The sequence below is a fragment of the Nocardia sp. CC227C genome (assembly GCF_030767025.1).
GTDB lineage: Bacteria > Actinomycetota > Actinomycetes > Mycobacteriales > Mycobacteriaceae > Nocardia.
This window is the reverse complement of sequence record NZ_JASITE010000007.1, coordinates 285,854-311,832: the sequence shown is the minus strand read 5'-3', so window position 1 is coordinate 311,832 and position 25,979 is coordinate 285,854. Positions and strand designations below refer to the sequence as shown.

Sequence of the window (25,979 nt, the reverse complement as noted above, 5' to 3'; positions counted from 1 at the left end):
GGCGCGCTCAGCCCGAATAGCCCAGCTGTGCCGACACCGCGCCCGCCGCCTTCTGCAGCATCGGCACGTACTCCTGCAACCGCGGCTCGAAGCGCGACAGCGGTCCGCACACGCTGATCGCGGCCACCACGCCGCCGTCGTGGTCGAGCACCGGGGCCGCGACCGAGGCCGCGCCGATCTGCCGCTCCCCCAACGAGATCGCGTATCCGCGCTTGCGCACCTCGGCCAGTTCGGAGCGCAGCTTGCGCGGGGTGGTGATGGTGGCGTCGGTGAAGGGAGTCAGCTCGTGGCGGTCCAGATACTCGTCGATCTCCTCCTTGCGCAGGAAGGCCAGGATGGCCTTGGAGGAGCTGCCGGCGTGCAGCGGATACGGCACGCCGAGGGCGACTTCCATCCGAAGTTCCTGATCGGGCACCACCTGGTCCACGTACATGCGGGTATCACCGCGCCGAATGGACAGGGTGGCGGTCTCCCCGGTGAGCGTTGCCAGTCGGCGCAGCTCCGGGGCCGCCATGACGCGCAGATCGGTGCGCGCGAGATAGGCACGGCCCAGCGCGATGGCGGCGTGGCCGAGTGCGTAGCGGCGGGTGGTCGGCTCCAGGCTGATGAGTTCGCGATTGCGCAGCGCCGTCAGGATGCGATGCACCGCCGCTTTGGTCAGGCCCAGTTCGTTGGCGATCTCGGTGACGCCTAGATCGGGTCGCCCGGTTCGGCCGAACAGCAGCAATACATCCATGGCGCGCTCGACGGCGGCGATGGAACGACTTTGATTCTCGGCCTCGGTGTCCGACACGCCTACAGCTTAGGGCACGCCATTTCCCATTGGGAAACGCCCCGCCGAATCCCGCGAGTACTGGCCATTTTCGCCGCTCCGCTTGCACCACACTCCCGCGCAGCGTTACCTTGTGCGTAACAGCGTTTCCTCTATCGAAACGGAAAGCCCGTGAGTTCGACGAATCTCCGTGCGGTGCTGGCGCAGTGGGCCACCGGTGTCGTCGTGGTGACGACCATCCGCGACGACGGCGGGCGACACGGCATGACGGCCAGTTCCTTCACCAGTGTGGCCCTGGATCCGCCGCTGGTCTCCATCAGCCTGACGACGGCCAGCACCACCTGCCGACTCATCCGCCGCAGCGGAGTGTTCGCGATCAATGTGCTCGGCCACGACCACGAGGAGATCGGACGGCGCTTCGCCACCCCGAGCGGCGATCCCGCCGCCCGCTTCGCAGTCGGCGACTGGGACACCGCGCCCAGCGGAGCGGCGATCCTCACCGACGCGGTGGCCTGGCTGGACTGCGCGGTCGCCGCCTGCCACCCGGCCGGAGACCACACCATCGTGCTCGGCCTGGTCGAGGACGCCGCCCGGCCGCGGCCCGCACCCCCGCTGATCTACCACGACCGCACCTACCACGAGGGGATTGCCCGATGACCGCCGAACGACCGACCGGCCAACGGCTAGTCGAAGATATGACCGATGCGGAACGGCAGCGCGCCGAACGCGTCGACGCGGTGCTGCCCGCCCTGCGCGCCGCCGCCGAGGAGGCGGATCGCACCGCCACCTTCCCGGCCTCGCATCTCGGACTGCTGCGCGATGCCGGACTGCTGGGCCTGGTGGTGCCGGAGAAGTTCGGCGGCCTCGGCGGCACCCTGCGCGATCTGGCCGCCGCCACCTTCGCCATGGGCACGGCCTGCCCGTCCACGGCGCTGGCGTACTTCTTCCACAACACCAGCGCCTCGCGCGGGCTGCTGCCGCTGGAGGCGATCGACGCCGGACTCTTCGCCGCCGAGGAGATCCCGGTGGTGCGTGCCTTCGCCGAGAAGGTGCTGACCCGCATGGCCGACGGCGTGTGGCTGGCCAACTTCGCCTCCGAGTCGGTGAAGACCGCCAAGGCCAACATCACCATCGCCACCACCGCGCGAAAGGTGGAGGGCGGTTGGATGCTCCAGGGCGAGAAGTCCTTCGGCTGCGCGACCGGGGTGGCCGACTACTACCTGACCTCGGCCAAGCTGGAGGGCTACGAGACCGCCGAGGGGTTGGCGACCTTCTTCGTACCGCGCGACGCACCCGGGGTGAGCGTGCGCGCCCCCTGGGACGGACTCGGTATGCGGGCCACCGCCAACAACGGCATCCGGCTCGACGAGGTGTTCATCCCCGAGGACGAGGCCCTTGCGGTTCCGGGCGCGTTCACCAAGATGCTCACCATGAGCAGAGGCAGTTTCGTCGGCAATCAGCTCGCCATCGCGGCGGTGTACACCGGCTGCGCCCAGCGCGCCTACGACGAGACCCTGACCGCGACCACGCGCAAGACCTTCGCCGACACCGGGGAGCCCATCGCCTCCTCCCCCGTGCACCAGGTGCTGATCGGCGAGATGACCCGCCAGCTGCGCACCGCGTACCTGTGGCTGCGCTATCAGCTGAGCATCGAGACCGCGGAGCCGCCGATCAAGCCGAAGTCGGAGGTGTTCACCCAGTGGCGGCTCGGCAAGGGCGCGGTCACCGAGGCCTGCTTCCAGGTGGCGCTGGGCGCGCTCAAGGCGGGCGGCACCTCGGCGGCGTCCATGGGCGGTCCGGCCGGGCGCGCGCTGCGCGATCTCGCCATGGGGCTGGTCATGACGTTCCCGGCCGAGCGGGGCATGCTCGAGGTGGCGCGCATCGTCACCGACGCCGAGGCCAACGAGCTGTTCACCACCGCTCCGGGGGCGGCGCGATGAGCGCGGCGCTGCCCGAGATCGTCGACCTGATCGACGGCGAACGGGGCACGCCGACCGTGGATCTCGGTCCGGCATTGGAGGATCCGGCGACCGGCATGCCGGTGGCGCGGGCCGTCGCCACCGCCCCGGAGCGTGTCGAGCGCGCACTCGCGGTGGCGGACAACGCATCCGGAGCCGTCACCCCGGAGATCCTCGACGCCATCGCCGACGCCTTGGAGCCGCTGCTGCCCCGCATCACCGAACTCGACGCCCGCGCCACCGGCGTGCCGATCCGGCAGACCGAGCCGCTGGGCGCGATCGTCTCGGGTGCGTTCCGCCTTGCCGCCGAACAGCTTCGGGCGGGGGCGCTGCGGGCCGACCGGGAGGGGGTGCGGGTGCGGCGGCTGCCGCTGGGTCCGGCGCTGTGCCTGGTGCCGTGGAACGCACCCGCCCCGATGGCCGCGCACAAGGTCGCCAATGCGCTCGCGGCGGGCTGCCCGGTCATCCTGAAGGTCAGCGAATTCGCGCCCTACAGCGCGATTCCGCTGGCCGAGGTGATCGCCGAGCGGGTGCCCGCCGGGATGTTCCAGTTGGTGCAGGGCGGAGCTGCGACCGGTGCGCAGCTGGTCGCCGATCCGCGCGTCAAGGCCGTCTCCTTCACCGGCGGTCTGCCCGGGGGCCGCTCGATCGCCACCGTGTCGGCTCCGCTGCTGCGGCCGTGCCAGCTGGAACTGGGCGGCAACAATCCCCTCGTCGTGCTGCCCGACGCCGATCTCGATACCGCCGCGCGCATGGCGGCCGAACTGCTCACCACCCTCAACGGCCAGTGGTGCCGGGCGCTGGGCCGGTTGATCCTGCCCGCCGAGCGCGCCGCCGAGATTCTCGACGCCACCGGAAAACGGCTGGCCGCCTTGCGTATCGGGCCGCCGCTGGATCGGGAGACGGAATTCGGTCCGCTCATCCACTCCCGTCATGTCCACCGCGTGCGGGCGGCGCTGGCCGGACGCCGCTTCCATGCCTTCGGCACGCTGCCCGGCGGCGGGAACTATCTGGAACCCGCGCTGCTCGCCGGCGATCTCGCCGACGAGGTGTTCGGGCCGGTCGCCGGAACCGTCACCTACGACTCCGTCGAGGAGGCGGTGCGACTGGCCAATGCCGTGCCCTACGGGCTGGAGGGCTATGTGTGCGGCGGCGACGAGGAGCTGGCGCTCACGGTGGCGCACCGGATTCGCGCCGGTGAGGTCAAGGTCAACGGGTCGTCGATCATGAGCCTGCACCTCATGACGCCGCGCCCGGCCTGGGGGCTGTCCGGACTCGGCGAGGAGGGCACCACCGAAACCCTGCGCTTCTTCACCGGAGCCCGGGTGGTCGGCGTCGAGGGCCGCTTCGCCCTCCACACGCCGTGACCGCCGTCGTGGTGGTGGGCGCGGGCCCGGTCGGATTGACCGCCGCGCTCACCCTCGCCCGCCGCGGGGTCCCGGTCACCGTGCTCGAACAGGGCGGCGGCCTGGCCGCCGAATCGCGCGCCTCCACCTTCCATCCGCCGACGCTGGAGATGCTCGCGCAGCTCGGGGTGCTGAAACCGCTGCTGGCCCAGGGCATCATCGCGCCCACATTCCAATACCGGGAACGCGGCGGCGGCGCGATCGCCACGCTCGATCTGGGCGTGCTCGCCGACGACACCGACTATCCGTTCCGGGTGCAGTGCGAGCAGAGCAAACTCACGCCCATCCTGCTCGCCGCGCTGCCCGCGCACGCCCGGGTGTGCTTCGGCCACGAGGTGCGCGGTCTGTACGCCACCGACGACGGGGCCGTGCTGCACACGTCGCGGGGGCCGGTGCGCGCCGATTGGGTGATCGGCGCGGACGGCGCGCATTCGGCGGTCCGCTACGGCATCGGGGCCGGATTCGACGGCAGCACCTATCCGGAACGGTTCCTGGTCGCGTCGGTCGACGAGGATCTCGTGGCGGCGCTGCCCGGCCTCGCACCGATCAACTACGTATTCGACCCGGACGAATGGCTGGTGCTGCTGCGCACCCCAGAACACTGGCGGGTGCTGCTGCCCACCCCCGCCGACTCCGACGACGACCTCGAATGGTCGCGCCTGCCACAGCGTTTGGCGGCCGTCGCGGATCTGGGCCGCCCGTGGCGCATCCGGCACGCCTCGCTGTACCGGGTGCACCAGCGCGTCACGCCTTCCTTCCGCAACGGCCGCGTACTGCTGATGGGTGATGCCGCGCACGTGAACAATCCGCTCGGCGGAATGGGAATGAACAGCGGAATCCACGACGCCGTCCAGTTGGCCACCGCACTGGCCGATGTGCTCGGCGGCGGCCCGGAAGCGGCACTGGACGCGGTGGCCGCCCGGCGGCGCACGGTCGCCGTCGACTACGTGCAGCGCACCAGTCACGACAACTGGCGGCGGCTGCGCGACGAGGATCGGACCTTCCACGACCACCTGCGCGCACTGGCGGCCGACCCGATCGCCGCCCGCGCCCACCTGCGACGCGCCTGCCTGCTCGACTCACTGGAGATGCCACGGTGACCCGCCCCGCGACGGCGTCCCACGCCGCGATACCCACCACCCCGGCGTACCCGGCCGCCACCGGACGACGCGCCCGCCCGAACACTGCCGATCCTCGCGCGGGGACGGCTGTCTCGGCTCCGTTCGCTGCCCATCATCCAGCCGCACCGGAACCGATCGGTACGACGCCCGCCTCGGAGTCACGCACGAAGGCCACACCGGACAGCTGCTCGGGACAGCCGCCGCGCTCACTCCGTCACCCCCGCCCCCTGAAGACCGCCGGGAATGGCCGAGACCCGGCCACCGCCGAGTACCCCCACCCGCACGGTGGGCCTGCTGAGCCGCGGGAATCGCCCGCCACCGACGCCTTCTCGACGCCGACCACCAGCACGTGCCGCGCGGTACCCCCCTTGACCAGATCCGACGCCAGCGCGTCGCGCATCCGCGACGCCATACTCGCGTCCCCGGTCGAGGAGACCGCGACGGGCATCGGCCACGGGGGCCTGGACGGCCGGGGCGAACAGAACGGAGCGCACCGATGAGAATCTCGCGGGAGAACCCCGCGCGTCCCAGCGAGACCGTCGGGACGGTGCCGGTCACATCGGCCGACGCGGTGGATCCGGTTGTCCGCGAGGCGCATCGGGACTTCCTGGGGTGGTCGGCGCTGCCGCTGGAACGCCGCCTCACGGTGCTGGGCACCGCCGCCGACGCGCTCGCGGACGCGACCGCGCGGCTGAGTGTGCTGCTCGCCCGGGAGACGGGTAAGCCGGTGGCCGACTGCCGGGGCGAGATCGGTTTCGCCGCGGCGTATCTGCGGTGGGTGTGCGCGAACGCGCCGCGCGTGCTGGACGGCTCGGTCGTCGACGACGAGTTCGGCCGGATCGAGCGCACCCCCGCGCCGTTCGGGGTGGTCGCCGCGATCACGCCGTGGAACGCGCCCATCATTCTCGCCGCGCTCAAACTCGGTCCCGCCCTCGCCGCCGGGAACGCGGTGGTGCTCAAGCCGTCTCCGCTCGCGCCCCTCACGGTGTCGAAGCTGGCGGCGCTGCTGCCCGCCACGCACGTGATCCACGGCGGCCCGGAGACCGTGCGGGCGCTCATCGCCCATCCGCGGGTCGGCAAGGTGGCCTTCACCGGCGGGGCCGAGGCGGGCCGCCGGATCGCCGCGGCGGCCGGTTCGGCGCTCACCCCGGTGGTGCTGGAACTCGGCGGCAACGATCCGGCGGTGTTCCTCGACGACTTCGCGCTCACCCCGGGCGATTACGAGCGCCTGGTGCTCGCCTCCTTCGCCACCTCCGGTCAGGTGTGCATGGCGGCCAAGCGGCTGTACGTACCTCGCCCCCGCCTGGACGAGTTCGTCGAGTCCTATCTCGCGGCGGCCCGGCGCGTCCTGACCGTCGGCGACCCCTTGGACGAACGGGTGACCATGGGTCCGGTGGTCGATCGCGCCGCCGTCGAGCGCATGAACCACTTCATCTCCGACGCCTGGAATCGGGGCGGGTGGCTCATCCCGCTCGCGGATCTGCCGGCCGACACCTCCGGCGGGTACTACGTCGCGCCCGCGCTGGCCCTCGATCTCCCGGACGACGCCGCGCTAGTGCGGGAGGAGCAGTTCGGCCCCCTGGTCCCGGTGCTCACCTACGAGAGCGAGGAGGAGGCGCTCGCGCGGGCCAACGACTCCGATTTCGGGCTCGCCGCCTCGGTCTGGTCGGCCGACGAGGACCGCGCCCTCGCCGTCGCCGCCCGGCTCGAGGCCGGATTCACCTTCGTCAACACCCACAACCGCACCGGCATGTCGCTGCGAGCACCGTTCGGCGGCATCAAACGCAGCGGCTTCGGCCGCGAATACGCCGACGAGGGCCTGCGAGAGTACGTGCAGAGCACCGTGATCCACGCCCCGGCCGCGTTCCGCCCCGGCGGCGCGGGCATGCCCGCGCGCGCCTACCCGGACGCGACGTCGCGGTAGCCGTCCACCTCGGCACGCATCCGGCCGGTCACCGCCCAGTGCACGCAGCGACGCCAGGATTGTCCGGAACGCCGGGGACTCCCAGCCGCCCGGTCGGCGCGCCCCAGATCGGCGATACCCGACGTCGCGCAGGTCGTAGCGACCGCGACAGTGGCCGAGCATGAAATAGCAGACCGTACCCGGCTCCGTCAGCCCAGGAGTTCGATGGCGGCATTGGTGCCGTGCAGCACCGGCCGACGCCCACCCCGGGAGACGAACTCCGCCAACGTCTTCCGCTGCTCCTCGGTGAGCACCGTGGCGCAGGGATCGTCGACGCCGTCTGGGACTGGAGCATCCGCGACCCCGACGCCTTCCGCCTGCTCTCCGGTCAGTCGCACGGCGGTGCGACGCCCGGATCACGAACGCTGGCAACGGAGTACGCGGCCCGCCACGAACGGCGCGCCCACGACTACTTCGGGGCGGACCCCGAGCCCGCCACCCCTCGGGCCGCCGCGGCGGTGCACGCGCTGCGGGCGCTGCGTATCCGCACCATGATCATGACCACCATCGCGGTCCATCCCCTTCGCCTCGACGAGGGCCCCTGGCGGGGATACCCGACGAGGAACTGCGGGCCGCGCTGATCGCGGTGTGCCACCGCACGGTGAAGGGGCGCGAGCCGGGACCGGCCGCCCCCGCTCAGGAGTGATAGTCCACCACCGCCCGCGCCGCCAGACGCGGCACCAGCCAGGCCGCCACCTCGCGGTGTGCCGGATGCCCCTGGTAGGCAAGCAGTTCCGCGCCGGAGTCGTGGGTGGTCACCAGGCACAGGTCGTAGGAGACATCGGTGCCGAGTTCGTCCAGCGCGACCGACAGCGATCTCAGGTGCGGGACCTCGCCCGCCAGGCCGCGCAGCAGTTCCGCCGCGCGCTCACTGTCCGCGCGATCGGCGAACTTCATGAGCACCACGTGGGTGAGCGCCCCGTCGGTGCCCATCCCTCCGGCGCTCATCGGCTGCCGCGGCGACGCATCACCAGCAGTCCGGCGGCCACGGCCGCGAGTGCCACCCCGCCTGCCACAATGGCGACGATCATGCCGGTATCGCTGTCCTCCCCGGCCGCTTCGGTCGTGTCGGCATCGGCCAGCGGTGTGGACGGCGGCGTGGTCTCCGGCGCGCCGAAGGTGAGCGGGACGGCCGCCAGGATCTTCGACGGGTCGGTCAGACTGGTGACCGCGACGGTGCAGGCGCCCGGGGCGGCGGTGCAGTCGGTGCCGCCCACCGCCTCGACCAGAGCCAGCTCTCGCCCGCCGGTCGGCTGCCAGACGCCCTGCTCATCGGACCGGCCCATGAGCGAGCCGCTGAGCTGGCAGTCGGTCGGCAGCGTGATCTGCGGCGTGCACTGGCCCACGGCCACCGTGGGCAGATTCGGCGGCAGCCCCGCCAGATTCACCGTGATCACCTGTCCGGGCGCGACACCGGAACTCTCGCTCACCTCCAGGGTAGGCGCGGCGAACGCCGCCGGACTGCCGATGAGCAGCGCCAGGGTGGCGGCGGCCGCCGGTACGGCGGTGCGCAGGACGGTGGACTTCATATTTCCTCCTCGGGGATGTCACAAGCGCCGACGCTCGGCGAGCGCGGCGAGAGCGACGGCGGACAGCAGGGCGGCCGTGACCGACCAGAGCGCCGTCGACGGGCCGGTGGTCTCGGAGTCGACGCGGGTGGCCGACGTGGTGGTCGTGGTGGTCGTGGGCGGTCGGGAACCGGCGAAGTCCACGGGGATCTGCGCCGAATTGGCGTCGATCACCGATTGCGGTTCGGTGCCGGGCAGGGGTGCGGCGGCGATCACGCATTGCCGCTGTGTGCAGTCGATATCGCCGAAACGCGCCCGCGCGGTGAGGGTTACCGTCGGAATGGTGCCGTCGGCGGCGATATTGACGAAGGTCGCCCCGCCCTCCAGATCGCAGTCCCGCAGCCCGTTGGCGAAGCCCTGCGTGCACAGCCCCACCGCGACGGCGGCGAGTCCGGGGCGGAAGCCGCTGCCGTCCACGGTGATTCGCTGTCCCTCTGCCAGACCGGAACTGGCGGTCACCGACAGCACGGGCGGGTCCTCCGGGGCCGCGTACCCGGGTGCGGTGACGGCCAGCGCCGCCAGCGTGATGGAACAGACCGCGGCCGCGCGGATCATGGCAGCCCTCCTTCGAGCACCGGGTGGGCGGCGCTGGTTCGCGCCGGTCGGGGACGCGCCGAGCGCGCGTACAGCGCGGCGGCGACCAGGACGGGCAGTGCGAGCGCGGTGAGCGCCGTACCCGTACCGAAGCGGGAAGCGAGCAGCGACACCGCGCCCAGGCCGAGCACTCCGGCGACCAGCACGACGAGCAGGGTGAACACCGCCCACCACGGGTGTCCGGGCGTGATCGCGGCCGTGCGGTCCAGACCGCGGGCCGCCCGCGCCCCCGCGGCCAGGGTGACCGCGATGCCGATCGCCACACCGGCGGCGCCCGGAGCCGTGGACACCAGGACCGGACCGCCCGCGGCGAGGATCAGCAGCACCGGAACGGCGCTCGCGTGCGGACCCGGCAGTGCCACCGCGATACCCGCGGGCACGGCGGCCAGCATCAGCAACCCCACCTGGTCGGCACCGAAAACTTCCCAGCGGAAGAGCAGCAGGTGTAGTGCGGGCAGTATGGTTCCGCCGAGCACGAATCCAGCGGCGGCGTAACCGAGCAGGAGATCGTGGCGCGACAGACCGGTACCGGCGTCAGCGCCGACACCGAGACCGGCACCGTCGGCACCGACACCGACACCGGCACCGTCGGCACCGGCAGCGGCACCGGCACCGTCGGCACCAGCAGCTCCGGCACCAGCAGCTCCGGCAGCACCGGCAGCACCTGCACTGATCGGCATGACCTCTTCCGTAGGACGTTTCACTCCCAGCGCCAGCGCACTGTGCAGCCCTACCGCGATCCCCGCGACGATCAGCGCGGTACCGGGCGTCTCGATCCAGCGGCCGCCCGTACCCGCCGCGACCGCCACGCCCACCGTCATCGCCACCTGCCATCCGGCCAGCGCGCGCGGCCGTCGCCAGACCAGGACTCGGCCGATGGCGATGAGCGGGCCGCAGGCCGCGCTCGCGACCAGCAGCGCGGCGACGAAAGGCACCGGGCCGGAGAGCATCCCGGCGGCTGTGAACGCCGCCCCGGCCACGATCCCGGCCCCCGCCGCCCAGGACGGCGACCACCGTCGCCACACCGCCACGACTCCGGCCGCCGAGCCGGTGACCAGCGCCGTGAGCGCGATATAGCCGATCGCCGTCCCGGGCACGCCGACCATGCCGCCGAACGGCTTGCTCAGCAATACCAGCTGCCCGCCCGCCACCGGACCCGCCCAGGCACCGGCGAGCACCAGGGCGGCGAGCCCGATTCGATCGGTTCGCATATCAACCCTCCGACCGGGGGAACGAGGATCGCTGCGAATCGCAGGTCGTCATCCTTACCTCCTGCGAGCGTTTCTCTGATGGAAACGCAGTTTCGGAATTGCCATATTGAACCCGCACCTCCAGCGGGTGTCAAGGCGAAACAGACCTCACCGCAAGGGAAACAGCAGGATCGGACCGCCCGCGATTACCGCGACGCGAAATCCGCGGACGCCGCTGGACAGATCCCGGCACCGGGTACAGAATCAAGACTATGGAAACGGTGTTTCGATGTACGAAACACTATCCGGAGTGGAAGGGCGCACACGTATGACCCGAGTCGCGGCCGCGCAGTTCGCGGTCGGAACCGATGTCGCGAACAATCTCGCCACCTGCGTCCGCATGATCGACGCCGCCGCCGAGACGGGGGCCGAACTGGTGGTCCTCCCCGAGTTCTGCAACCACCTATCCTGGTACGACGACCGCGCTCATGCGCACCGAATGGCGTGCGAGCTCGGAGATTCCTTTCTCTCCACCATCGCCGCCCGTGCCGCGCACCACGGCGTATTCGTCAAGATCGGCGTCACGCTCGCGCACGCCCACGGCCGGACCACGGGCGCCTCACTGCTCTTCGGCCCCGGCGGCGAGCTGCTCGGCCGGGCCGACAAGCAGATCCTCATGGGCGCCGAGAACGACTACCTCGATGCGGGCCGCCAGGATTCGCCGATCATCGAGACCGCGCTCGGCCGCATCGGCATGTACGCCTGCATGGAGGGCGTCGTCAACGAGGTCACCCGCTCGCTCGCCGTCCGCGGCGCGCAGGTGCTGCTCAACAGCCTCAACTCCTTCGCCGTCGACGAGGCGGCGCTGCATATACCGGTGCGCGCCGCCGAGAACAAGGTGTGGGTGATCGCCGCGAACAAGGTCGGCCCGCTGCTGCCGGCGGACCGGCTGCCCGAGATCGCCGCCCGGCTCGGGGTGCCGCCGGACCGCCTGGACGGGGCCGGGGAGAGCCAGATCGTCGCCCCCGACGGCAGCCGGGTCGCCGTGGCGCCGCCGCGCGGGGAGGCCGTGGTGGTCGCCGATATCGAGATCGCTCGCGCCGACGACAAACGGCGGCCCGACGGCACCGATGTGCTCGCCGCCCGGCGTCCCGAACTCTATCGGCCGCTGCTCGCCACACCCGCGGCGCCACGGGCCGAGCCCGGCGCCGAGGCGGTGACCGCCGCGGTCGCGCTACCCGATCCCGATATCGTCCGCACCCTGGCCACCGCCGGTGCCGACCTGATCGTGCTGCCCGAACTGGCCGCCATCCCGGTTCCCGAACTCGCCGACGCGCTGCGCGGCACGACCGCGTACGCCGTCACCACGGTCCGCGAAGGCGTCGCTCACCACGGTCTGCTGGTGCACGCCGACGGGGTGGTGGCGCGCCAGCCGCAGCTGCATCCGACCGCGCGCCACCCATGGCCGGCCGCCCCCGGCTCCACCCTCACCGTGGTCGAACTCCCGTGGGGCCGAATCGCTCTCGTGGTCGGCGACGACGCGCTGTTTCCCGAGACCTTCCGGCTGGCGGCCATTCAGGACGCCGAGGTGGTCGCGGTGTCCCACACTCCCGCCGAAGCCTGGGAAACGAGTCTCGGGCTTCCCGAACGGGCGGCGGAGAACCGGCTCAACGTGGTGGCGGCCGGGACCGGCCGCGACGGTGCGCTCAGCGGCGGAATCTACGCGCTCAGCCCCGATTTCACGCTCTGGACCGCGTGGCAGGGCCCGTTCGCCGGGGTGATCAGCCACCCCGACATCACCGCGGTACCGGCCGGTGGCACCGGTGTCCGCGCCCGGATCCGACCGGCCCAGGCCGCCAACCGACTGGTCTCCCGGGGGACCGATCTGGTGGCCGATCGCCCCCGCCGGCCCTTCGACTCCGTACCCGTGTCCTGACGAATCCGTGTCCCGATGAACCCGTGTCCTGACGAAATCCGCGATCCGACGAAAGCAGCCGTGTGACAACCGAATCGACGACTCCGGAGCAGCCATGAGCGAAACCCTGCAACACGTCGAGCAGCTGGTCGACCAAACCCCGCGCGCCGATGTGACCGAGACCTTCGAGGAGTGGCGGGCGCTGCTGAGCGGGTTGAAGTCCCGTATCGCCGAACGCTTCGCGCTCACCCGCGATCCCTCGACGTCCGATCTGGAAACCTACGGCGACCCCGCCGCGGGTCCCTCCGGCAGCCTCGCCGCCTATTCCGGACCGGAGATCGACTGGCTGGTGCACTCCTGGATCGGCGATCCACGCACCGGTTTCGTGAACCTGCACCTCACCGCATGGCTGGGTCCGCACATCCGGGTGCCGCACCTCGGGTCGGCGCTGCTGCTGTGGCCGGAGGGCTGGTTCTACGTGGACGCGGTTCCGCGTGGCGACCTGGTCGGCGACGGCGCGTACTTCGACGACTTCTACGCCCCCAATGACGAACCCTGGCTGGACTTCAAACGCGACCATCCGGATTTCACCTGGTTCACCAGCCGTACCGGATTCATCCGCGGCAGCCTCTCCCCCACCGCGTACTGCTATTCCTTTCCGCCGACGCGACCGAATCTCGACACCGTGGCGCAGGTGCTGACCACCCGGGTGGAGCAGTGGCTGGGCTGGGTGGACGAGGCCGAGCCGGTGCCCGCCGCGGAACGCCGCGCGCTCGCGCAGCGAGATCTGGCCGTCCGCCGCAATATCGCCGAACGCGACCCGGCCAATGTCATGGGCGAGCGGTTCTTCGGACCCGAGCTCACCCAGCGCCTGGTGCGCGCGCTCTGGGGCGGCGACCGCGAACTGCCGAGGCCGACGGCATGACATTGATTCGCTCCCTGTGGTGGTCGGCGCGCACCGACGGTACCGCGCCGTTCGACACCGCCCATCTGAAGGTCTACTACCCGGCCGTCGCCAGCGGTTCCGACGCCGAACGGCTCACCGGCGTGTTCCCACCCGATCCGGCGGGCGCACCCTACCCGGTGGTGGTGTTCCTGTCCGGGGTCAATGTCGGGCAGGAGTCCTACCGACGCTTCGCCACCGCCGTCGCGGCGGCCGGATTCGTGGTGGTCACCCTGGACCGGGTCGCCGAACTGTTCGGCGGCCAGCGCGGTCTCACCCCGGGCGTGGATCTCGACGCCGCCCGCCCGGACGCCTACGGCACCCGCCCGACCTGCCCGACCATCGGCGCGGTCCTGACCGCGCTGGCCGAGCTGAACGAGCAGCCGCCGCTGCGGGGAGCGCTCGACCTGGAGCGTGTCGCCCTGGGCGGGCATTCGGCGGGTGGCACCGTGGCACTCCAGTCCGCGCGCTTCTTCCCCGAGATCGCGGCCGTCTTCGCCTGGGGCGCACACACTCTGGTGGCCACCATGCTGGGCTGGGAGCCGGGGACCGTACTGCCCGCCCAGACCGCCTGCCCGGTGCTGCTCGGCGTGGGTTCACGCGACGGCGTCATCCAGGGCAGCGCGGACCGCTACGGGGAGGAGGGCGACGACCGGCCCGATCCGGTGCGGCGCACCTTCACCGAGGCGCTGCCCGACGGTGATCACCTGCTCGCGGAGGCGCCGGGAGCCAATCACTTCGGCATCGCCGACGCCGATCCCACCGCCGCCCGCGCCTTCCTCGACGGCCCCGGCGACACCGACGCGATGCCGTCGTTCGCGCGCCTGGTCACGATATTCCTGCGGACGCATCTGCGCGGCGATGCCGCGGCCAAGACCGAACTGGCCGAATTCGACGATGCCGCACTGCGTTTGACCCGGCGATAGGAACCACCATGCTGAAGAACTTCTGGTACGCCCTGGAATTCGCCGACCGCATCGGCCGGCAGCCCCGGAAGGTGACCTGCCTCGGACAGGATTTCGTGCTGTTCCGCACCCGCTCCGGCACGGTGACCTGCCTGTCGGATCTGTGCGTGCACCGGGGCGGGGCGCTGTCCATGGGCACGGTCACCGGCGACCGCATCGCCTGCCCGTACCACGGCTGGCAGTACAACAGCGAGGGTGTCTGCGTGAAGATCCCGGCCAATGCCGAGGAGCGCAAGATTCCCCGCAAGGCGCGCATCGACGCCTACCCGACCATGGAGCGCTACGGCATGGTGTGGGCGTTCCTGGGCGACCTCCCGGAAGCGGAGCGGCCGCCGATCCCGGTCATTCCCGAACACGACGACCCGGAGTTCCGGGAGGTGCGGTTCGACATGGAGATCGACGCCAATTACGAACGGGCGCTGGAGAATGTGGTCGATGCCGCGCATACGCCGTTCGTGCACGGCACCAGTTTCGGCAATCCCGACAAGCCCGAGATCCCGGATTTCCGCATCCGCCAGACGGACTGGTCGGCCGAGGCCGACATCCAGCTCAGTCCGCCGCTGCCCACCGGACTGTGGGGACTGCTGGCCCGGCGGCGGCCCCGCCCGGAATCGGTCACGGTGACCAATGCGTGGTACCTGCCGAACATCGTGAAGCTGCACATCCGACTGCCCATCGGCGACATGCTGCTCTACGACTTCAATATCCCGCTCTCCCAGGACCGCACGCTGGTGAAGATTCTCGGCTATCGAAATTTCTTCACCGGCGCGTGGGCCGACGGCAATGCGCGCAAGCGCATCGAGAAGATTCTGCTCCAGGACCGACCGGTGGTGGAATCGCAGCGGCCCGAACTGCTGCCGTTCGACCTCGCCGACGAACTGCACGTCCGCAGCGACGCCCTTCAGGTGGCCTACCGGCGGCGACGGCTGGAGTTGCGCAAACAGGGCTGGTGGGTCGGCGACGACGACATCATCACCGGCGACTCGCCGCGCCGCGCCGCGACCGTCATCGCCTCCCCCGCCCGCCACGACAATCCCGAACTGGCCAGTGCCTGGGTGCACAAGGCCCGCACCGGAGGTAATGCCGAATGAGCCTGCCCACCGCGCTGAGCGAGCGCACCCTGTCGGCGCTGAGCGCCGCGCTCGGCCTCACCGTCGCCGAGGATCTGCCGCTGACCGGTCCCGTATCGCCCGATCCGGTGGGCCGGCTGCGGGTGCTGCGCGGCGAACCCATCGACAAGGCGGTGGTGGTGGACCTGGTGGTGCCGCCCATCGGCCTCGACAGCCATATGGTCTTCGCCTTCACCGGAAGCGATTCCGCCGTACCGCATTTCACCCTGGACGCGGTGTACGCGGGCGACTACCACGCCATGCACCTGGATCTCATCCCGCGCGTGGACCCGGCGGTGCACCTGGACTACCTGGACGCCGCCTTCGGGCCGCTGACCGCGCCGCTGGAGGAGGCGTGGCGCGTCGACGGTCTCTCCGCCGCCGCCATCGGGCCACGGCAGCGGGCCATGATGTCGCCGTGGATGGTGGTGTGCCGGGCCACCGAGGCCGCGTTCAAGGCTCTCGACGCCACCGTGGACCGGTATCTCGAGCACTGGCTCACGCTGGTGGACAACGGCGTTCCGGCCGTGGACGCCGAACTCGCCGTACGCGACCGGATACAGCGCGCCAACCTGTTCAGCCCGGAGGTCGACCCCGTATGGGGGCGGGTCGCCCGACTGCTCGGCGTGGAACAGGCCGAGCGGGTACGCGGCGAACTGCTCGCCGGACAGTGAAAGGGGTATCGCCATCAACGCTCCGAGCCATTTTCAGCAGCGCATAGCGGGCGAATGGGTGGGCCGCCCCTCCCTGTTCGACGCGAACGGCACCTGGTGCGGCTTCGAGGACATCCGGCGCGCGTCGGTGCACGAGAACGGCACCACCACCTACTACATGGATGGCGGCCTCACCGGAGGCGGCACGCTGGCGGGCCGTTTCGCCCTCGGTGCGCCGTTCGCGTTCGGCGTCCGCGACTCCGACGCCGACCGGATCTACACCGGCCCGGACTTCTTCGGATCGGGCCAGCCCTACGGCGGATTCGTGGACGCCAACTACTACGGTCCGGGCTGGCAGGTCGGCCTCCAGACCTGGAACCAGACCCTCGGCGACACCCAGGTGTACTCATCGGTGCTGTACCAGGGTCCGGCGCTGGTCGGGGTGTTCGACGGTCTCTACACCCGCGACCCGGACCTGGTCGAGCAGCGGGTCGAGGCCGAAACCCGCTGCGGTCCGGTGGTGTTCACCGTGCCGACCAAGGAGAAGAGCCGCTACGCCGGTGAGCTGGAGCTGTGGTCTGCCGACCAGCAGCCGCTGGGCGCGCTGCGCATGGAGCTCGAGATCGATCCGGTGACCCTGCTGGTGGCCGAGCACCGCCTGGTCATGTCGGGCCCGGTCGAATCCGATTCCCGGATCACGGTGCGCCGCGACGGGGTGCGCTCCTTCCACGAGGGGCCCGATGTGTGGGGCAATGGGAACTCCTACGGCAGAGCGAACTTCGTGCGCCTGCACACCGTCGACGGCCGTCGGCTGCTCGGCCGGGAATTCATGATGGACGCCGAACCCGGTATGGGCGCGGGCAGCAGGATGGCCGTGGTGTACCAGATGTTCGACCACAACAGCCTGGCCGCGGTCATGCACGGCGTGCTGGAGCGCTCATGAGCACGGTGGTGGTCACCGGCGGCACCCGCGGCATCGGATTGGGCATGGTGCGCGCCCTGCTCGAGCGCGGTCACCGGGTCGCGCTGTGCGGCAGCGATGCCGAGCGGGTGCAGCGGATTCGCGCCGAACTCCCCGATCACGCGGTGGTGGTCACCGCCGATGTCACCGACCGGGAGCAGGTGCGGCAGCTGTGGGACACCGCGGTGCGGCAGTGCGGCGGCGTGGACGTCTGGATCAACAACGCGGGCGTCTCCCACGATCGGAAACCGCTGTGGGAGTTGCCCGTCGAGACCGCCCGCACGGTGCTGGACACCAATCTGCTGGGCGTGCTCAACGGCTGCGCCGTGGCCGTGGCGGGCATGGCCGAGAACGGCGGCGGCCATATCTGGAATATGGAGGGACTCGGCAGTGACGGGCGCACCGTCGCCGGGTTGGGGGTGTACGGGGCGAGCAAGCGCGCGGTCACCTACCTGACCACCGCGCTGGCCGCCGAGGTCCCGGCCGGGGTGTCGGTCGGGCTGCTCAGTCCGGGGATGGTCGTCACCGACCTGCTCACCCACGGCTACGACGATCCCGACGAGTTGGCCAAGGCGCGCAGGATCTTCAATATCCTGGCCGATCCGGTGGAGACGGTCGCGCCCTGGCTGGCCGCGCGGGCGCTCGACAAGCGGCGCAATGGCGCGCACGTGCGCTGGCTGACCACCCGCAAGATCATCGGGCGGTTCGCCCTCGCGCCGGTGCGCCGCCGCGACCTGTTCGACACGGAGAGGAACCCATGACCGACGCACTGGGCTGGCGGCGCAAATTCGGGGTGATCGCGCCCTCGACCAACACCATCGTGGAACCCGATTTCTACCGCATGGCCGTCCCGGGGGTCACGGCCCATTTCGGCCGCATCCACATTCGCGACCAGAACATGAACGACGACGCCGGTATGGGGCGGCTGCTCGAGCAGATCCGCGCCGAGATCGGAGCCGCCTGCGAACGCGTGCTGACCTGCGAACCCGACTACATGGTCATGGGCATGTCCGCCGAGACGTTCTGGGGCGGTGTCGAGGGCAATCGGCAGTTCGTGCGCCAGATCCACGACATCACCGGACTGCGGGTGGCCACCGGCGCGGAGGCGTGCCGACGGGCGCTGCGGCTGTACGGTGCGGAGCGGATCGGCGTGGTCACGCCCTACCAGCCGGTGGGCGACGAGAATGTGGTGCGCTTCTTCGGTGAACTCGGCTTCGAGGTCAAGGCCATTCGCGGGCTGCGCTGCCCGACGGCGGTGTCCATCGCGCACGTGACCGAGGACGAACTGCGCACGGCGCTGCGCGAGGTGGACGGTGCCGGGGTGGACGCGCTGGTGCAGTGCGGCACCAACCTGTCCATGGTGCGGCTGGCCGACGAGGCCGAGCGCTGGCTCGGCAAACCGGTGATCGCCATCAATGCGGCGACCTGGTGGATGGCGCTGCGCGACAATCACATCCACGACCGTGTGGAGGGGGCGGGAGCGCTGCTGCGCGACCACTGACCACGGACCGCTGACCACCGACCCTCGACGTGGCTTCGGCGCATCGGCGATGCGCCGAAGCCGTGCCGCCGATGTCACGGGCTCCACTACGCCCCCGCGCCTGTCGGCCCGCACGAGGTCGCTCGTCATTCGCCGCGTCGTCGGATCACCCCGCGCTGTCGGGTCACCCCCGCGTCGCCGGATCACCACCGCGTCGCCGGATCACCACCGCGTCGCCGGATCACCACCGCGTCGCCGGATCACCGAGCGGGTAGGGGTCAGTATTCACGCAGGAGTGTCCCCGCGCCCTCGATGCGATCGTCGAAACCGTGGTCGCGCAGGGCGTGCCACAGCGTGGCGGCATTGATGGCGATCACGGGCTTGCCCAGTTCCGCTTCCAGCCGGTCGGCCAGGGCGACGAACGACAGATTCGTGCCGACCTGGACGATCGCCTCCACATCCGGGCCGTCCAGTGCCGCGACGACCGCACGCAGCCGGTCGTCGCCGACGCGCGCGATATCCATGGCGCTCGGGCAGCGCAGCCCGGTGACGGCGGCGACATCGAACCCCGCCTCGGTGAAGAACCGCCCCACCTCGCGGTCGGCGATGGGCTGATACGGCGAGAACACCGCGATGCGGCGACAGCCCAACTCCCGCAGGGCCGCCCGGCACGAACTCGCCCCCGTGGTGACCGGCAGGCCGGTGCGCTCGCGCAGCCGCTGTTCGAAGGCCGCGTTCCCGGCCACGCCGCCCCAGAACGTCTCCGCGGACATGCCCATGACCATGCGTTCGGGTTCGGCGGTGAGCACGTCGCGCACGGCGGTGTCGATGGCGGCGCGGATCTGCACCAGCAGCGCCTGGAAGTCGGCGTCGTCGCCCATCACCGGATTCGGGATGTACATGGATCCGGCGCGGAAGGCGATGCCCGGTAGCCCGGCCCGCCAGTAGTCGTGCTCGACAACGGTATTCGTACTCGGTACGACGACACCGAAGACGGCGCGGGTGCCGACGGCATTGGTCATGATGCTCCCCTGTAAGGCTGAAACGGGCTGTAAGGCTGGAAACGGGTTCGACTCAGGTGGTCACGCGGGCCAGTACGTCGGCGGCGGCGCGGTGGGCGCGCTCCCGGTCCACCGGACGGTCCAGCAGCAGCGCGTCCACCAGCAGCGGCGCGACGATCGCCGAGGCCGCCTCCTCGACCGCGGCCTCGTCGCCGAATCCGAGCGCGCGCAGCGCCGCCCGGAACGGCTCGAGCAGATCGGCCACATAGCGGTGGCGCAGCTCGGTGCACGACGGATCGGCCGACGACGCGGTCACCAGCGCGCGCAGGAATGCGGCGACCGGCTTGTCGCGCAGGCGATCACACAGCAGGTCCACCTCGGTGTGCAGATCGGCGACGAGATCGCCGCTGGGCGTGAGCGGTTCGTGCGGGGCGACGGCGATGAGCGCGGCGAGGACCTCGCGCGGCGTCGGCCAGTGCCGGTAGATGGTGGTGCGGGCGACGCCGGTCACCGCGTGCAGGCGCTGCGGGGTGAGCGCGACGGCCCCCTCGGTGAGCAGCAGGTCCAGCGCCGCGGTCAGTACGACGGCTTCGGTATCGGCGGCGGGGCCCGCGGGACGTCCGGGTCGAGTCACGAGAATTTACGATACACCTTGTTTTGGTTATTCATAAGCAGTACATTTCGTATCGGAAATACCGCTCCCCGAGGAGGACCGATGCGTCCACATGTAGAACTCGTCGACAAACGCGACCTGATCACCCACATGGCCGAGTTCGAGCACGCCACCGGCAGCGCCGTACAGCGCAACCTCAGCTACGACGAGGAGGACGGATCCGCCTCCCTGGAGGTCACTTTCACCAGCGACTGGTCCCGGCCCGCCGGGGTGCACCACGCCGAGACGGAGTGGTACGTGCTGTCGGGCGAGGTGACCATCGGGGATACCGTGCTCGGCCCGGAGGGGTACTGGATGGCCCCCATCGGCGTCCGGACGCCACCGATCTCCGTCACCGCGGGCACCGAGATCCTGCTGTTCCGCGAGCAGGGCGACTGGCGCTTCGACCTCGCCGACGCCGACCGCGACTTCGTGCGGCCCGACCAGAAACTCGTGGTGCTCGATTCGGCCGAGATGCCGTGGATCGACGTCAAGGACGGCAGTCCGATGCGCTTCGACCTCGGCGGCACCCCGGTGCCGGGCCTGTACATCAAACTGCTGCACCGGGATGAGAAGACCGGCTCCTACACCCGCCTGATCAAGGCCAAGCCCGGCTGGCGCGAGGAGCCCCTGGCCCACCACCCGTGCTCGGAGGAGGCGTACTGCCTCGACGGCGGCTTCGACTACAACTTCGGAAAGATGTGGCCCGGCACGTACTTCTGGCGACCCGCGCTCATCCGCCACGGCGACTTCACCGCCGACGCCGAGCAGGGCTGCACCTGGATCGTGCGCTCGGACGCCGATCTCGTCGACTGGTACACCGACAACGCCCGGGTGACCATGTCCGGCGACGCCACCAACTGGGGCGAGGAGTACCCGCACAGCCTCGCCCCGCGCTACATCGAACCGGTCCGCTCCCGCTCCATCGGAGCCTGGGCCGATCCGAGCTACCAGTAGCGGCGGCCACGACGACCCGAGTCCGTCGCGGCCCCATCGACTCCCGATGCGGCCCGGCGCGCGAGGGTTACCGGGTACGGGGTGCATGACAGGGTCACCCCGTACCCGGCACAAGCCGGTTCGGCGGCCATCCCGGCGACGCCGCTCCAGCACAGCGGCCGCCACGGCGCGACAGCCACCTCGGCACGGCACCACCCTGCGCGACAGCCACCCCACCGCGACGGCGGTCCCGGCACGGCAACCGCTACGGCACGACGACAATCCCGGCACAGAAACCGCTACATCACGAAGACAATCCCGGCACAGAAACCGGCACCACGGCAATCCCGGCACGGCAACCGCTACGGCACGAAGGCAGTGTCGGCACGGCAACCGGCACGACGCGACGGCGGTCCCGGCACGGCGCATCTTCCTGGCACAGGCGAATCAACCGCGCACGACAGTCACCCCACCACGGCGCGCACCCGAACACTGCGACACCGTGCGCGCGTCTGCTATTCGGGCGCGTTGTCGAGCTGCGCGCGGGCGCGGCGGACGACGGCGCGGTCCACCATGCGGCCCGCGTCATCGAGGACGATTCCACCGGCGGCGGCCTCGAAGCGGCGCACCAGCCCGCGGGCCGCGTCCAGCTCGGCGGGGCCGGGGGTGAACACCTCGTTGACGACGGGGACCTGGGCGGGGTGGATACAGGTGCGGCCGCGAAAACCCAAGCGGCGTAGCGCTTCGGTCGATGCGCGCAGACCGTCGAGGTCGCGGAAGTCGGTGCTGGTCGGCGCGGGCGGGGGCGCGATGCCCGCGGCGGCGCTGGCCAGCACGATCCCGGTGCGCAGGGCGACCATCTCGTAGCCGTCGCGCCCGGGGGTGATGCCCAGTTCCGCACACAGGTCCGCCTCCCCGACCATCAGGTGCAGCACCCGCGGCGCGGCGGCGATCTCGCGCGCCGCGCAGACGGCGGCGGCGCTCTCCAGCAGCGGGCAGAGGCGAATGGGTCGCGTCGCCGGTTCCACCGCCGCCAGCAGCTCACCCACCGCCCGAATCTGCTGCGCGGACTCGGCTTTCGCCAGGCAGATGGACTCGACTCCGGCGGGGGCGACCGCTCGGATGTCCTCGATTCCCTGTTCACCGGGATTGACGCGCACCCACACCCGCCGCGCCGACGGGGCGGCAGCGCGCAACCAGGCGGCCACCTCCGCCCGCGCACCGTCCTTGTCGCGCACGGGCACCGCATCCTCCAGATCCAGCAGGACCACGTCCGCCGGGCCGGACACCGCCTTGTCGAACAGTTCCGGCCGATTGCCCGGCACGTACAGCACTGATCGCATCCACTCCCCCACACTCGTCACGGCAACCCACCGGCACACCGTGAAATAGTGAAACACAGTTTCCCATATCGAAACATAGTGGTCACCGCCCCCGCTGTCCAGCCTCAATAGGCTCACACCGACCGCTTGACACCAGCGCCGCCATCGCCCTTAATGGTCAGCCAAAGAAGAAACGCCATTCCACTAGAGGAAACAGGCGCCCGTTGTGGGAGTAGCCATGCATCTCAGAGGCCCAGGTCTGGCCACCATCGCCGTTCTCGCCGCACTGCTGGCCGCACCCGATGCCCAGGCCGTCGACCGCCTACCCGGAAGCGTCGACATCCCCTGCGCGGCCACGGTTCTCGAGCAGGGCGCGGACTGGTACCTGCCCGCCGGGCAGCCCCGGGCACTGGTGTGGGTGCAGCACGGCTTCGCCCGCTCCAGCGGACATGTGGGCACGCTCGCCGCGACCTTCGCCGAGGCCGGGTACCTGGTCTTCGCGCCGAGCATGCCGTTCATGAACCTGTGGGGCTGCACCCTGCAGAACATCGGCGACAACACCGCTTTCCTGCACGATGTGGCGGCCCTGTTCGGCACCGCCTCGGCCCCGGGCGGCGCACTGTCGACCAGCCTCACCGACGCCGCGCACCGCGCGGGCCGGGCCGTTCCCGCCATACCCGAACGGCTGGTGTTCGTCGGGCATTCGGCGGGGGCCGAGGCCGTCGCCTACGTCGCCGAGCGGCTGCGCACCCATCACCTGGAGACGTGGAACACGCTGCGCGGAGTGATCCTGCTCGACCCCGTGCGCTCGTTCATCGGCAACAACATCGACCGCGCCCTCGACGGCATCACCGGCACCGACCTGCCGACACTGACGATTTCGGCCCCGCCGTCACCCTGCAACAGCTTCGGTATCGGCACCCTGGCGGTGCGGACCCGGTTGCATCGCCCCTTCCTCGGCGTGCTGCTGCCGTCGGGGGTGCACACCGACGCCGAGGGCACCAGCTCCGATGCGATGGGCGAAATGCTGTGCGGCATCTCGGAATCGGTCAACTCCGCCACGCTGCGCACCCTCGCCCTCGGCTGGATGGGCGATTTCGTCACCGGTGCGCGCACACCCGACTACTACCCCGCCGCACCGCACGGCACGGTGCCCGCCGCGCCCACGGCGCAGATCCTCACCGGCCACTGACCTCCGCACCGGCCGTCGACCGCATCGCGCGGTCGGCCCTCCCCCGTCCCACGTCGAAAGCACTCCCTCCCATGCGTATTCGATTCCCGCTCGCCTCCGGCCTCGTCACCGCGGCCCTCACCACCACACTGCTCGGCGGGTTCGCCGCACCGGCCGCCGCCGAACCCGTGGAGGAACAGGGTCTGTCCTCGCTGACGCTGTGCCAGCGCGCCCAGGTCGGCACGGCTTCGCTGCGCCTGGTCCGATTCCACCGGGCAGGTGGGAGTTTCGCCGAGGTGCCGTATACCGACCCGGCCGCCTTCGCCGCCTCCAAACCCCAGGTGCGCCCGCTCACCGTCACCAGCTACACCACCTACGACGACACCGGCTCACCGCGCCAGGTGCGCTGCAAGGGGAAGTCGGCCGATCACATCAATCAGGAGTACGGCGACCGGACCGCCGGCGGGGACGGCACCTGCGGCGAGACCAACCGGAGAACGCTGTGGCGGGTGGCCCGCGACCTGACCCGCGAGGAACGTGCCGCACTGGTCTTCCGCCCGTACCAGGTGGACATCGACCCCGACACCCCGGCGGCCACCGGTCAGGAGTGGCTGGCCGACTTCCCCACGGCCACGGTCGATTCCGACGGGAAACTGCACCTGCCCTCGAAAGCACTGCACGTGCCCCTGGATACGCCCGGCATCCCCGACGCCTTCAAGGGGCAGCACTACTGCACCCTGATCGCCCCCGAACATCTGAAGAACATCCTGCTCGGCACGGTGCCGCCGTCCTGATCCGGCCGCCGGTCCGGTGCACCGGACCGGGGGCCGCGGTTCGCGGGCGGGCAGCGCATCGCCGCGCCCGTCACGGTCGCCCTCGGCACCCGCGACCGCATGCTGCCTCGGGACGTCGGCCAGCACCGGGATCAGCTGCCCGCCCACACCCGCTGGTTACGGATGCCCGGCTGCGGGCATGTTCCCATGTCCGATGATCCGGACCTGGTCGCGCACACGATTCTCGCCGGTATCGCGCGACCCCGCGTCCGGGAAAGCGAGCGCCCGAGCGGTCGCCCCCGCGTGCGTCTAGGGCCGCAGCAGGAAGAACCGCCAGAAGGCGTTCTCGATGGGCAGCACGCGGGCCTCGGTGAATCCGGCCTCCCGTGCCCAGCGCAGCAGGGTCGACGTGCGGAGCATGGTGCCATTGGCCTCCACCGGATTCTCGGCCATGGTGGCGGGCAGGCAGTGCAGCACGCTGCAACCGAACTGGAAGCGTTCCAGCAGGGGGCCGGGGGTGGTCAGCTCGTCCTCGACCCGGTCGTCACCGATGAGGACCGCGCCGTCGGCCGTGAGGGCACGGCGCGCGGCGCGCAGGGTGCCCACCGGATCACCCATGTCGTGCAGGGCTTCGAAGATCGTGATCAGTTGGTACGCACCGGTTTCGGTGAGTCCGGCGGCGTCGGCGGCGCTGTAGCGCACCCGATCGGCCAGTCCCGCTCGATCGGCCGCGGCACGCGCCTCCTCGATCGAGGCGGCGTCCAGGTCCACCCCGTGCACGCTCGCGTGCGGGTAGGTGGTCGCCAGGGCGGTGGTGGAGCGTCCGCAGCCGCAGCCGAGGTCCAGAATCCGCGTGCCGGGCTCGGTACGCAGGCGCGCGTCCACGTCCGGGACCGCGGTGAGCCAGTCGGCGAGTTCGTGATGGAACAGGGGGCCGTTGAGATCCCTGATGCCATGGCGGATTTCGGTCCCGTAGGCGGAGAACGGCACCCCGCCGCCGGTACGGTAGGCGGCGGCCAGCTCGTCCAGCACCCGGGCCACACCGGCGATCATCGGCGCGGTCGGCGCCACGAAGTACGGGCTCTCGTGCGCCAGCAGCACTTCCGCGTGCGCGGCGGGCAATGCGAAGCGGCGCGCCTGTGCCGCATCGCGCGGATTCGCGCAGTGCAGGTATCCGGCGGTGGCCTGCTGTTCCAGCCATTCGCGCGCGTATCTCTCGGCAATGCCGGCTCGCTCGGCCAATTCCGCCGCGGTGGCCGAATGCTCGGCCAGCGCACGGTACAACCCCAGCGCCAGCCCGAGCTGCACGCTCATCAGCTCCAGCGCCCGGGTCGCATCCTCGATCAGCCTCTCCCCGAACACCTCCCGCGGGTCGGCCGCCCCGCGCGGCACTTCCTCCACAGTGGTCGAACCCTGCGTCATCAATACTCCTCGAGATCCGGACTGGCGGCACGATCACCACGCACCCTGTTGGACATTGCGCGGCCGAGTCTGCTCCCACTCCGGTCGTGTGTCTGTCGGGCCGC

27 protein-coding genes are annotated in these 25,979 nt (G+C 70.9%); 18 read left to right on the top strand and 9 right to left on the bottom strand.

Features of this window, described 5'->3' with window-relative positions:
* Nucleotides 1-7: 7 nt before the first annotated feature.
* On the bottom strand, nt 8-793 hold the full coding sequence (locus QMO76_RS17040; protein ID WP_306362281.1) for an IclR family transcriptional regulator: 786 nt from the start codon (nt 791-793) through the stop codon (nt 8-10).
* Between the two features lie 150 nt (nt 794-943).
* Between QMO76_RS17040 and QMO76_RS17035 the strand changes: the two genes are divergently transcribed.
* The 7 genes from QMO76_RS17035 (at nt 944) to QMO76_RS17005 (ending at nt 7,801) form a co-directional block, all read left to right on the top strand.
* Nucleotides 944-1,429, top strand: coding sequence for a flavin reductase family protein (locus tag QMO76_RS17035; protein WP_306362280.1), 486 nt, complete (start codon nt 944-946; stop codon nt 1,427-1,429).
* A 38-nt stretch (nt 1,430-1,467) separates the two neighbouring features.
* Nucleotides 1,468-2,712 carry an acyl-CoA dehydrogenase family protein gene (locus QMO76_RS17030; protein ID WP_306362279.1) on the top strand — a complete coding sequence of 415 codons (1,245 nt, stop codon included), beginning with the start codon at nt 1,468-1,470 and terminating at the stop codon, nt 2,710-2,712.
* On the top strand, nt 2,709-4,097 hold the full coding sequence (locus tag QMO76_RS17025; RefSeq protein WP_306362278.1) for an aldehyde dehydrogenase: 1,389 nt from the start codon (nt 2,709-2,711) through the stop codon (nt 4,095-4,097). The genes QMO76_RS17030 and QMO76_RS17025 overlap by 4 nt, the downstream gene beginning before the upstream one ends.
* Nucleotides 4,094-5,236, top strand: coding sequence for an NAD(P)/FAD-dependent oxidoreductase (locus QMO76_RS17020; protein WP_306362277.1), 1,143 nt, complete (start codon nt 4,094-4,096; stop codon nt 5,234-5,236). The genes QMO76_RS17025 and QMO76_RS17020 overlap by 4 nt, the downstream gene beginning before the upstream one ends.
* A gap of 389 nt (nt 5,237-5,625) precedes the next feature.
* Nucleotides 5,626-5,757: a hypothetical protein gene (locus QMO76_RS17015; RefSeq protein WP_306362276.1), complete on the top strand. Its 132-nt coding sequence runs from the start codon at nt 5,626-5,628 to the stop codon at nt 5,755-5,757.
* Nucleotides 5,754-7,181: an aldehyde dehydrogenase family protein gene (locus QMO76_RS17010; protein ID WP_306362275.1), complete on the top strand. Its 1,428-nt coding sequence runs from the start codon at nt 5,754-5,756 to the stop codon at nt 7,179-7,181. The genes QMO76_RS17015 and QMO76_RS17010 overlap by 4 nt, the downstream gene beginning before the upstream one ends.
* Nucleotides 7,182-7,402: 221 nt before the next feature.
* Complete coding sequence (locus tag QMO76_RS17005) at nt 7,403-7,801, top strand: hypothetical protein (protein WP_306362274.1); 399 nt, start codon at nt 7,403-7,405, stop codon at nt 7,799-7,801.
* Nucleotides 7,802-7,856: 55 nt separating this feature from the next.
* Here QMO76_RS17005 and QMO76_RS17000 read toward each other — a convergent pair whose 3' ends face one another.
* Genes QMO76_RS17000 through QMO76_RS16985 form a run of 4 tightly spaced genes read right to left on the bottom strand, consistent with a single transcriptional unit; the run spans nt 7,857 to nt 10,593 of the window.
* Nucleotides 7,857-8,168, bottom strand: coding sequence for a Dabb family protein (locus tag QMO76_RS17000; protein ID WP_306362273.1), 312 nt, complete (start codon nt 8,166-8,168; stop codon nt 7,857-7,859).
* A complete protein-coding gene (locus tag QMO76_RS16995; RefSeq protein ID WP_306362272.1) occupies nt 8,165-8,749 on the bottom strand; it encodes a hypothetical protein in 585 nt (194 codons plus the stop codon). Before QMO76_RS16995 ends, QMO76_RS17000 begins: the two co-directional genes overlap by 4 nt.
* A gap of 18 nt (nt 8,750-8,767) precedes the next feature.
* The gene (locus tag QMO76_RS16990) at nt 8,768-9,343 is read right to left on the bottom strand and encodes a neocarzinostatin apoprotein domain-containing protein (RefSeq protein ID WP_306362271.1); all 576 of its coding nucleotides are present in this window, start codon (nt 9,341-9,343) and stop codon (nt 8,768-8,770) included.
* A complete protein-coding gene (locus QMO76_RS16985) occupies nt 9,340-10,593 on the bottom strand; it encodes a hypothetical protein (protein ID WP_306362270.1) in 1,254 nt (417 codons plus the stop codon). Before QMO76_RS16985 ends, QMO76_RS16990 begins: the two co-directional genes overlap by 4 nt.
* 307 nt (nt 10,594-10,900) lie before the next feature.
* Here QMO76_RS16985 and QMO76_RS16980 point away from each other — a divergent pair, with 307 nt between their 5' ends.
* The 8 genes from QMO76_RS16980 to QMO76_RS16945 all read left to right on the top strand — a co-directional run bounded on the left by QMO76_RS16980 (nt 10,901) and on the right by QMO76_RS16945 (nt 18,619).
* Complete coding sequence (locus QMO76_RS16980) at nt 10,901-12,508, top strand: carbon-nitrogen hydrolase family protein (protein WP_306362269.1); 1,608 nt, start codon at nt 10,901-10,903, stop codon at nt 12,506-12,508.
* Nucleotides 12,509-12,602: 94 nt separating this feature from the next.
* Entirely contained in the window at nt 12,603-13,412 is an 810-nt protein-coding gene (locus QMO76_RS16975; RefSeq protein ID WP_306362268.1) for an oxidoreductase, read from the top strand.
* Nucleotides 13,409-14,356, top strand: a complete 948-nt coding sequence (locus tag QMO76_RS16970) for a dienelactone hydrolase family protein (protein WP_306362267.1) — start codon at nt 13,409-13,411, stop codon at nt 14,354-14,356. Before QMO76_RS16975 ends, QMO76_RS16970 begins: the two co-directional genes overlap by 4 nt.
* Before the next feature lie 8 nt (nt 14,357-14,364).
* Nucleotides 14,365-15,486, top strand: coding sequence for an aromatic ring-hydroxylating dioxygenase subunit alpha (locus tag QMO76_RS16965; RefSeq protein ID WP_306362266.1), 1,122 nt, complete (start codon nt 14,365-14,367; stop codon nt 15,484-15,486).
* On the top strand, nt 15,483-16,178 hold the full coding sequence (locus QMO76_RS16960; protein WP_306362265.1) for a hypothetical protein: 696 nt from the start codon (nt 15,483-15,485) through the stop codon (nt 16,176-16,178). The genes QMO76_RS16965 and QMO76_RS16960 overlap by 4 nt, the downstream gene beginning before the upstream one ends.
* Before the next feature lie 58 nt (nt 16,179-16,236).
* Nucleotides 16,237-17,100, top strand: a complete 864-nt coding sequence (locus QMO76_RS16955; protein ID WP_306362264.1) for a hypothetical protein — start codon at nt 16,237-16,239, stop codon at nt 17,098-17,100.
* A complete protein-coding gene (locus tag QMO76_RS16950; RefSeq protein WP_306362263.1) occupies nt 17,097-17,879 on the top strand; it encodes an SDR family oxidoreductase in 783 nt (260 codons plus the stop codon). Before QMO76_RS16955 ends, QMO76_RS16950 begins: the two co-directional genes overlap by 4 nt.
* Entirely contained in the window at nt 17,876-18,619 is a 744-nt protein-coding gene (locus tag QMO76_RS16945) for an arylmalonate decarboxylase (protein ID WP_306362262.1), read from the top strand. The genes QMO76_RS16950 and QMO76_RS16945 overlap by 4 nt, the downstream gene beginning before the upstream one ends.
* A gap of 257 nt (nt 18,620-18,876) precedes the next feature.
* Here the strand turns inward: QMO76_RS16945 and QMO76_RS16940 are convergent, their stop codons facing one another.
* Together QMO76_RS16940 and QMO76_RS16935 are read right to left on the bottom strand one after the other, a co-directional pair.
* Nucleotides 18,877-19,620, bottom strand: coding sequence for an arylmalonate decarboxylase (locus QMO76_RS16940; RefSeq protein ID WP_306362261.1), 744 nt, complete (start codon nt 19,618-19,620; stop codon nt 18,877-18,879).
* A 52-nt stretch (nt 19,621-19,672) separates the two neighbouring features.
* Nucleotides 19,673-20,233 carry a TetR/AcrR family transcriptional regulator C-terminal ligand-binding domain-containing protein gene (locus QMO76_RS16935; RefSeq protein ID WP_306362260.1) on the bottom strand — a complete coding sequence of 187 codons (561 nt, stop codon included), beginning with the start codon at nt 20,231-20,233 and terminating at the stop codon, nt 19,673-19,675.
* Nucleotides 20,234-20,314: 81 nt separating this feature from the next.
* Between QMO76_RS16935 and QMO76_RS16930 the strand changes: the two genes are divergently transcribed.
* Nucleotides 20,315-21,208: a DUF4437 domain-containing protein gene (locus QMO76_RS16930; protein WP_306362259.1), complete on the top strand. Its 894-nt coding sequence runs from the start codon at nt 20,315-20,317 to the stop codon at nt 21,206-21,208.
* 494 nt (nt 21,209-21,702) lie between these two features.
* Here the strand turns inward: QMO76_RS16930 and QMO76_RS16925 are convergent, their stop codons facing one another.
* A complete protein-coding gene (locus tag QMO76_RS16925) occupies nt 21,703-22,530 on the bottom strand; it encodes a CoA ester lyase (RefSeq protein ID WP_306362258.1) in 828 nt (275 codons plus the stop codon).
* Between the two features lie 217 nt (nt 22,531-22,747).
* On the opposite strand from QMO76_RS16925, the gene QMO76_RS16920 reads away from it, so the two are divergent.
* Together QMO76_RS16920 and QMO76_RS16915 are read left to right on the top strand one after the other, a co-directional pair.
* Nucleotides 22,748-23,701, top strand: a complete 954-nt coding sequence (locus tag QMO76_RS16920; RefSeq protein ID WP_306362257.1) for a hypothetical protein — start codon at nt 22,748-22,750, stop codon at nt 23,699-23,701.
* Between the two features lie 71 nt (nt 23,702-23,772).
* Entirely contained in the window at nt 23,773-24,474 is a 702-nt protein-coding gene (locus QMO76_RS16915) for a hypothetical protein (protein WP_306362256.1), read from the top strand.
* Nucleotides 24,475-24,762: 288 nt separating this feature from the next.
* On the opposite strand, the gene QMO76_RS16910 is transcribed toward QMO76_RS16915, so the two are convergent.
* Nucleotides 24,763-25,875, bottom strand: a complete 1,113-nt coding sequence (locus tag QMO76_RS16910; protein WP_306362255.1) for a class I SAM-dependent methyltransferase — start codon at nt 25,873-25,875, stop codon at nt 24,763-24,765.
* Nucleotides 25,876-25,979: the final 104 nt, after the last annotated feature.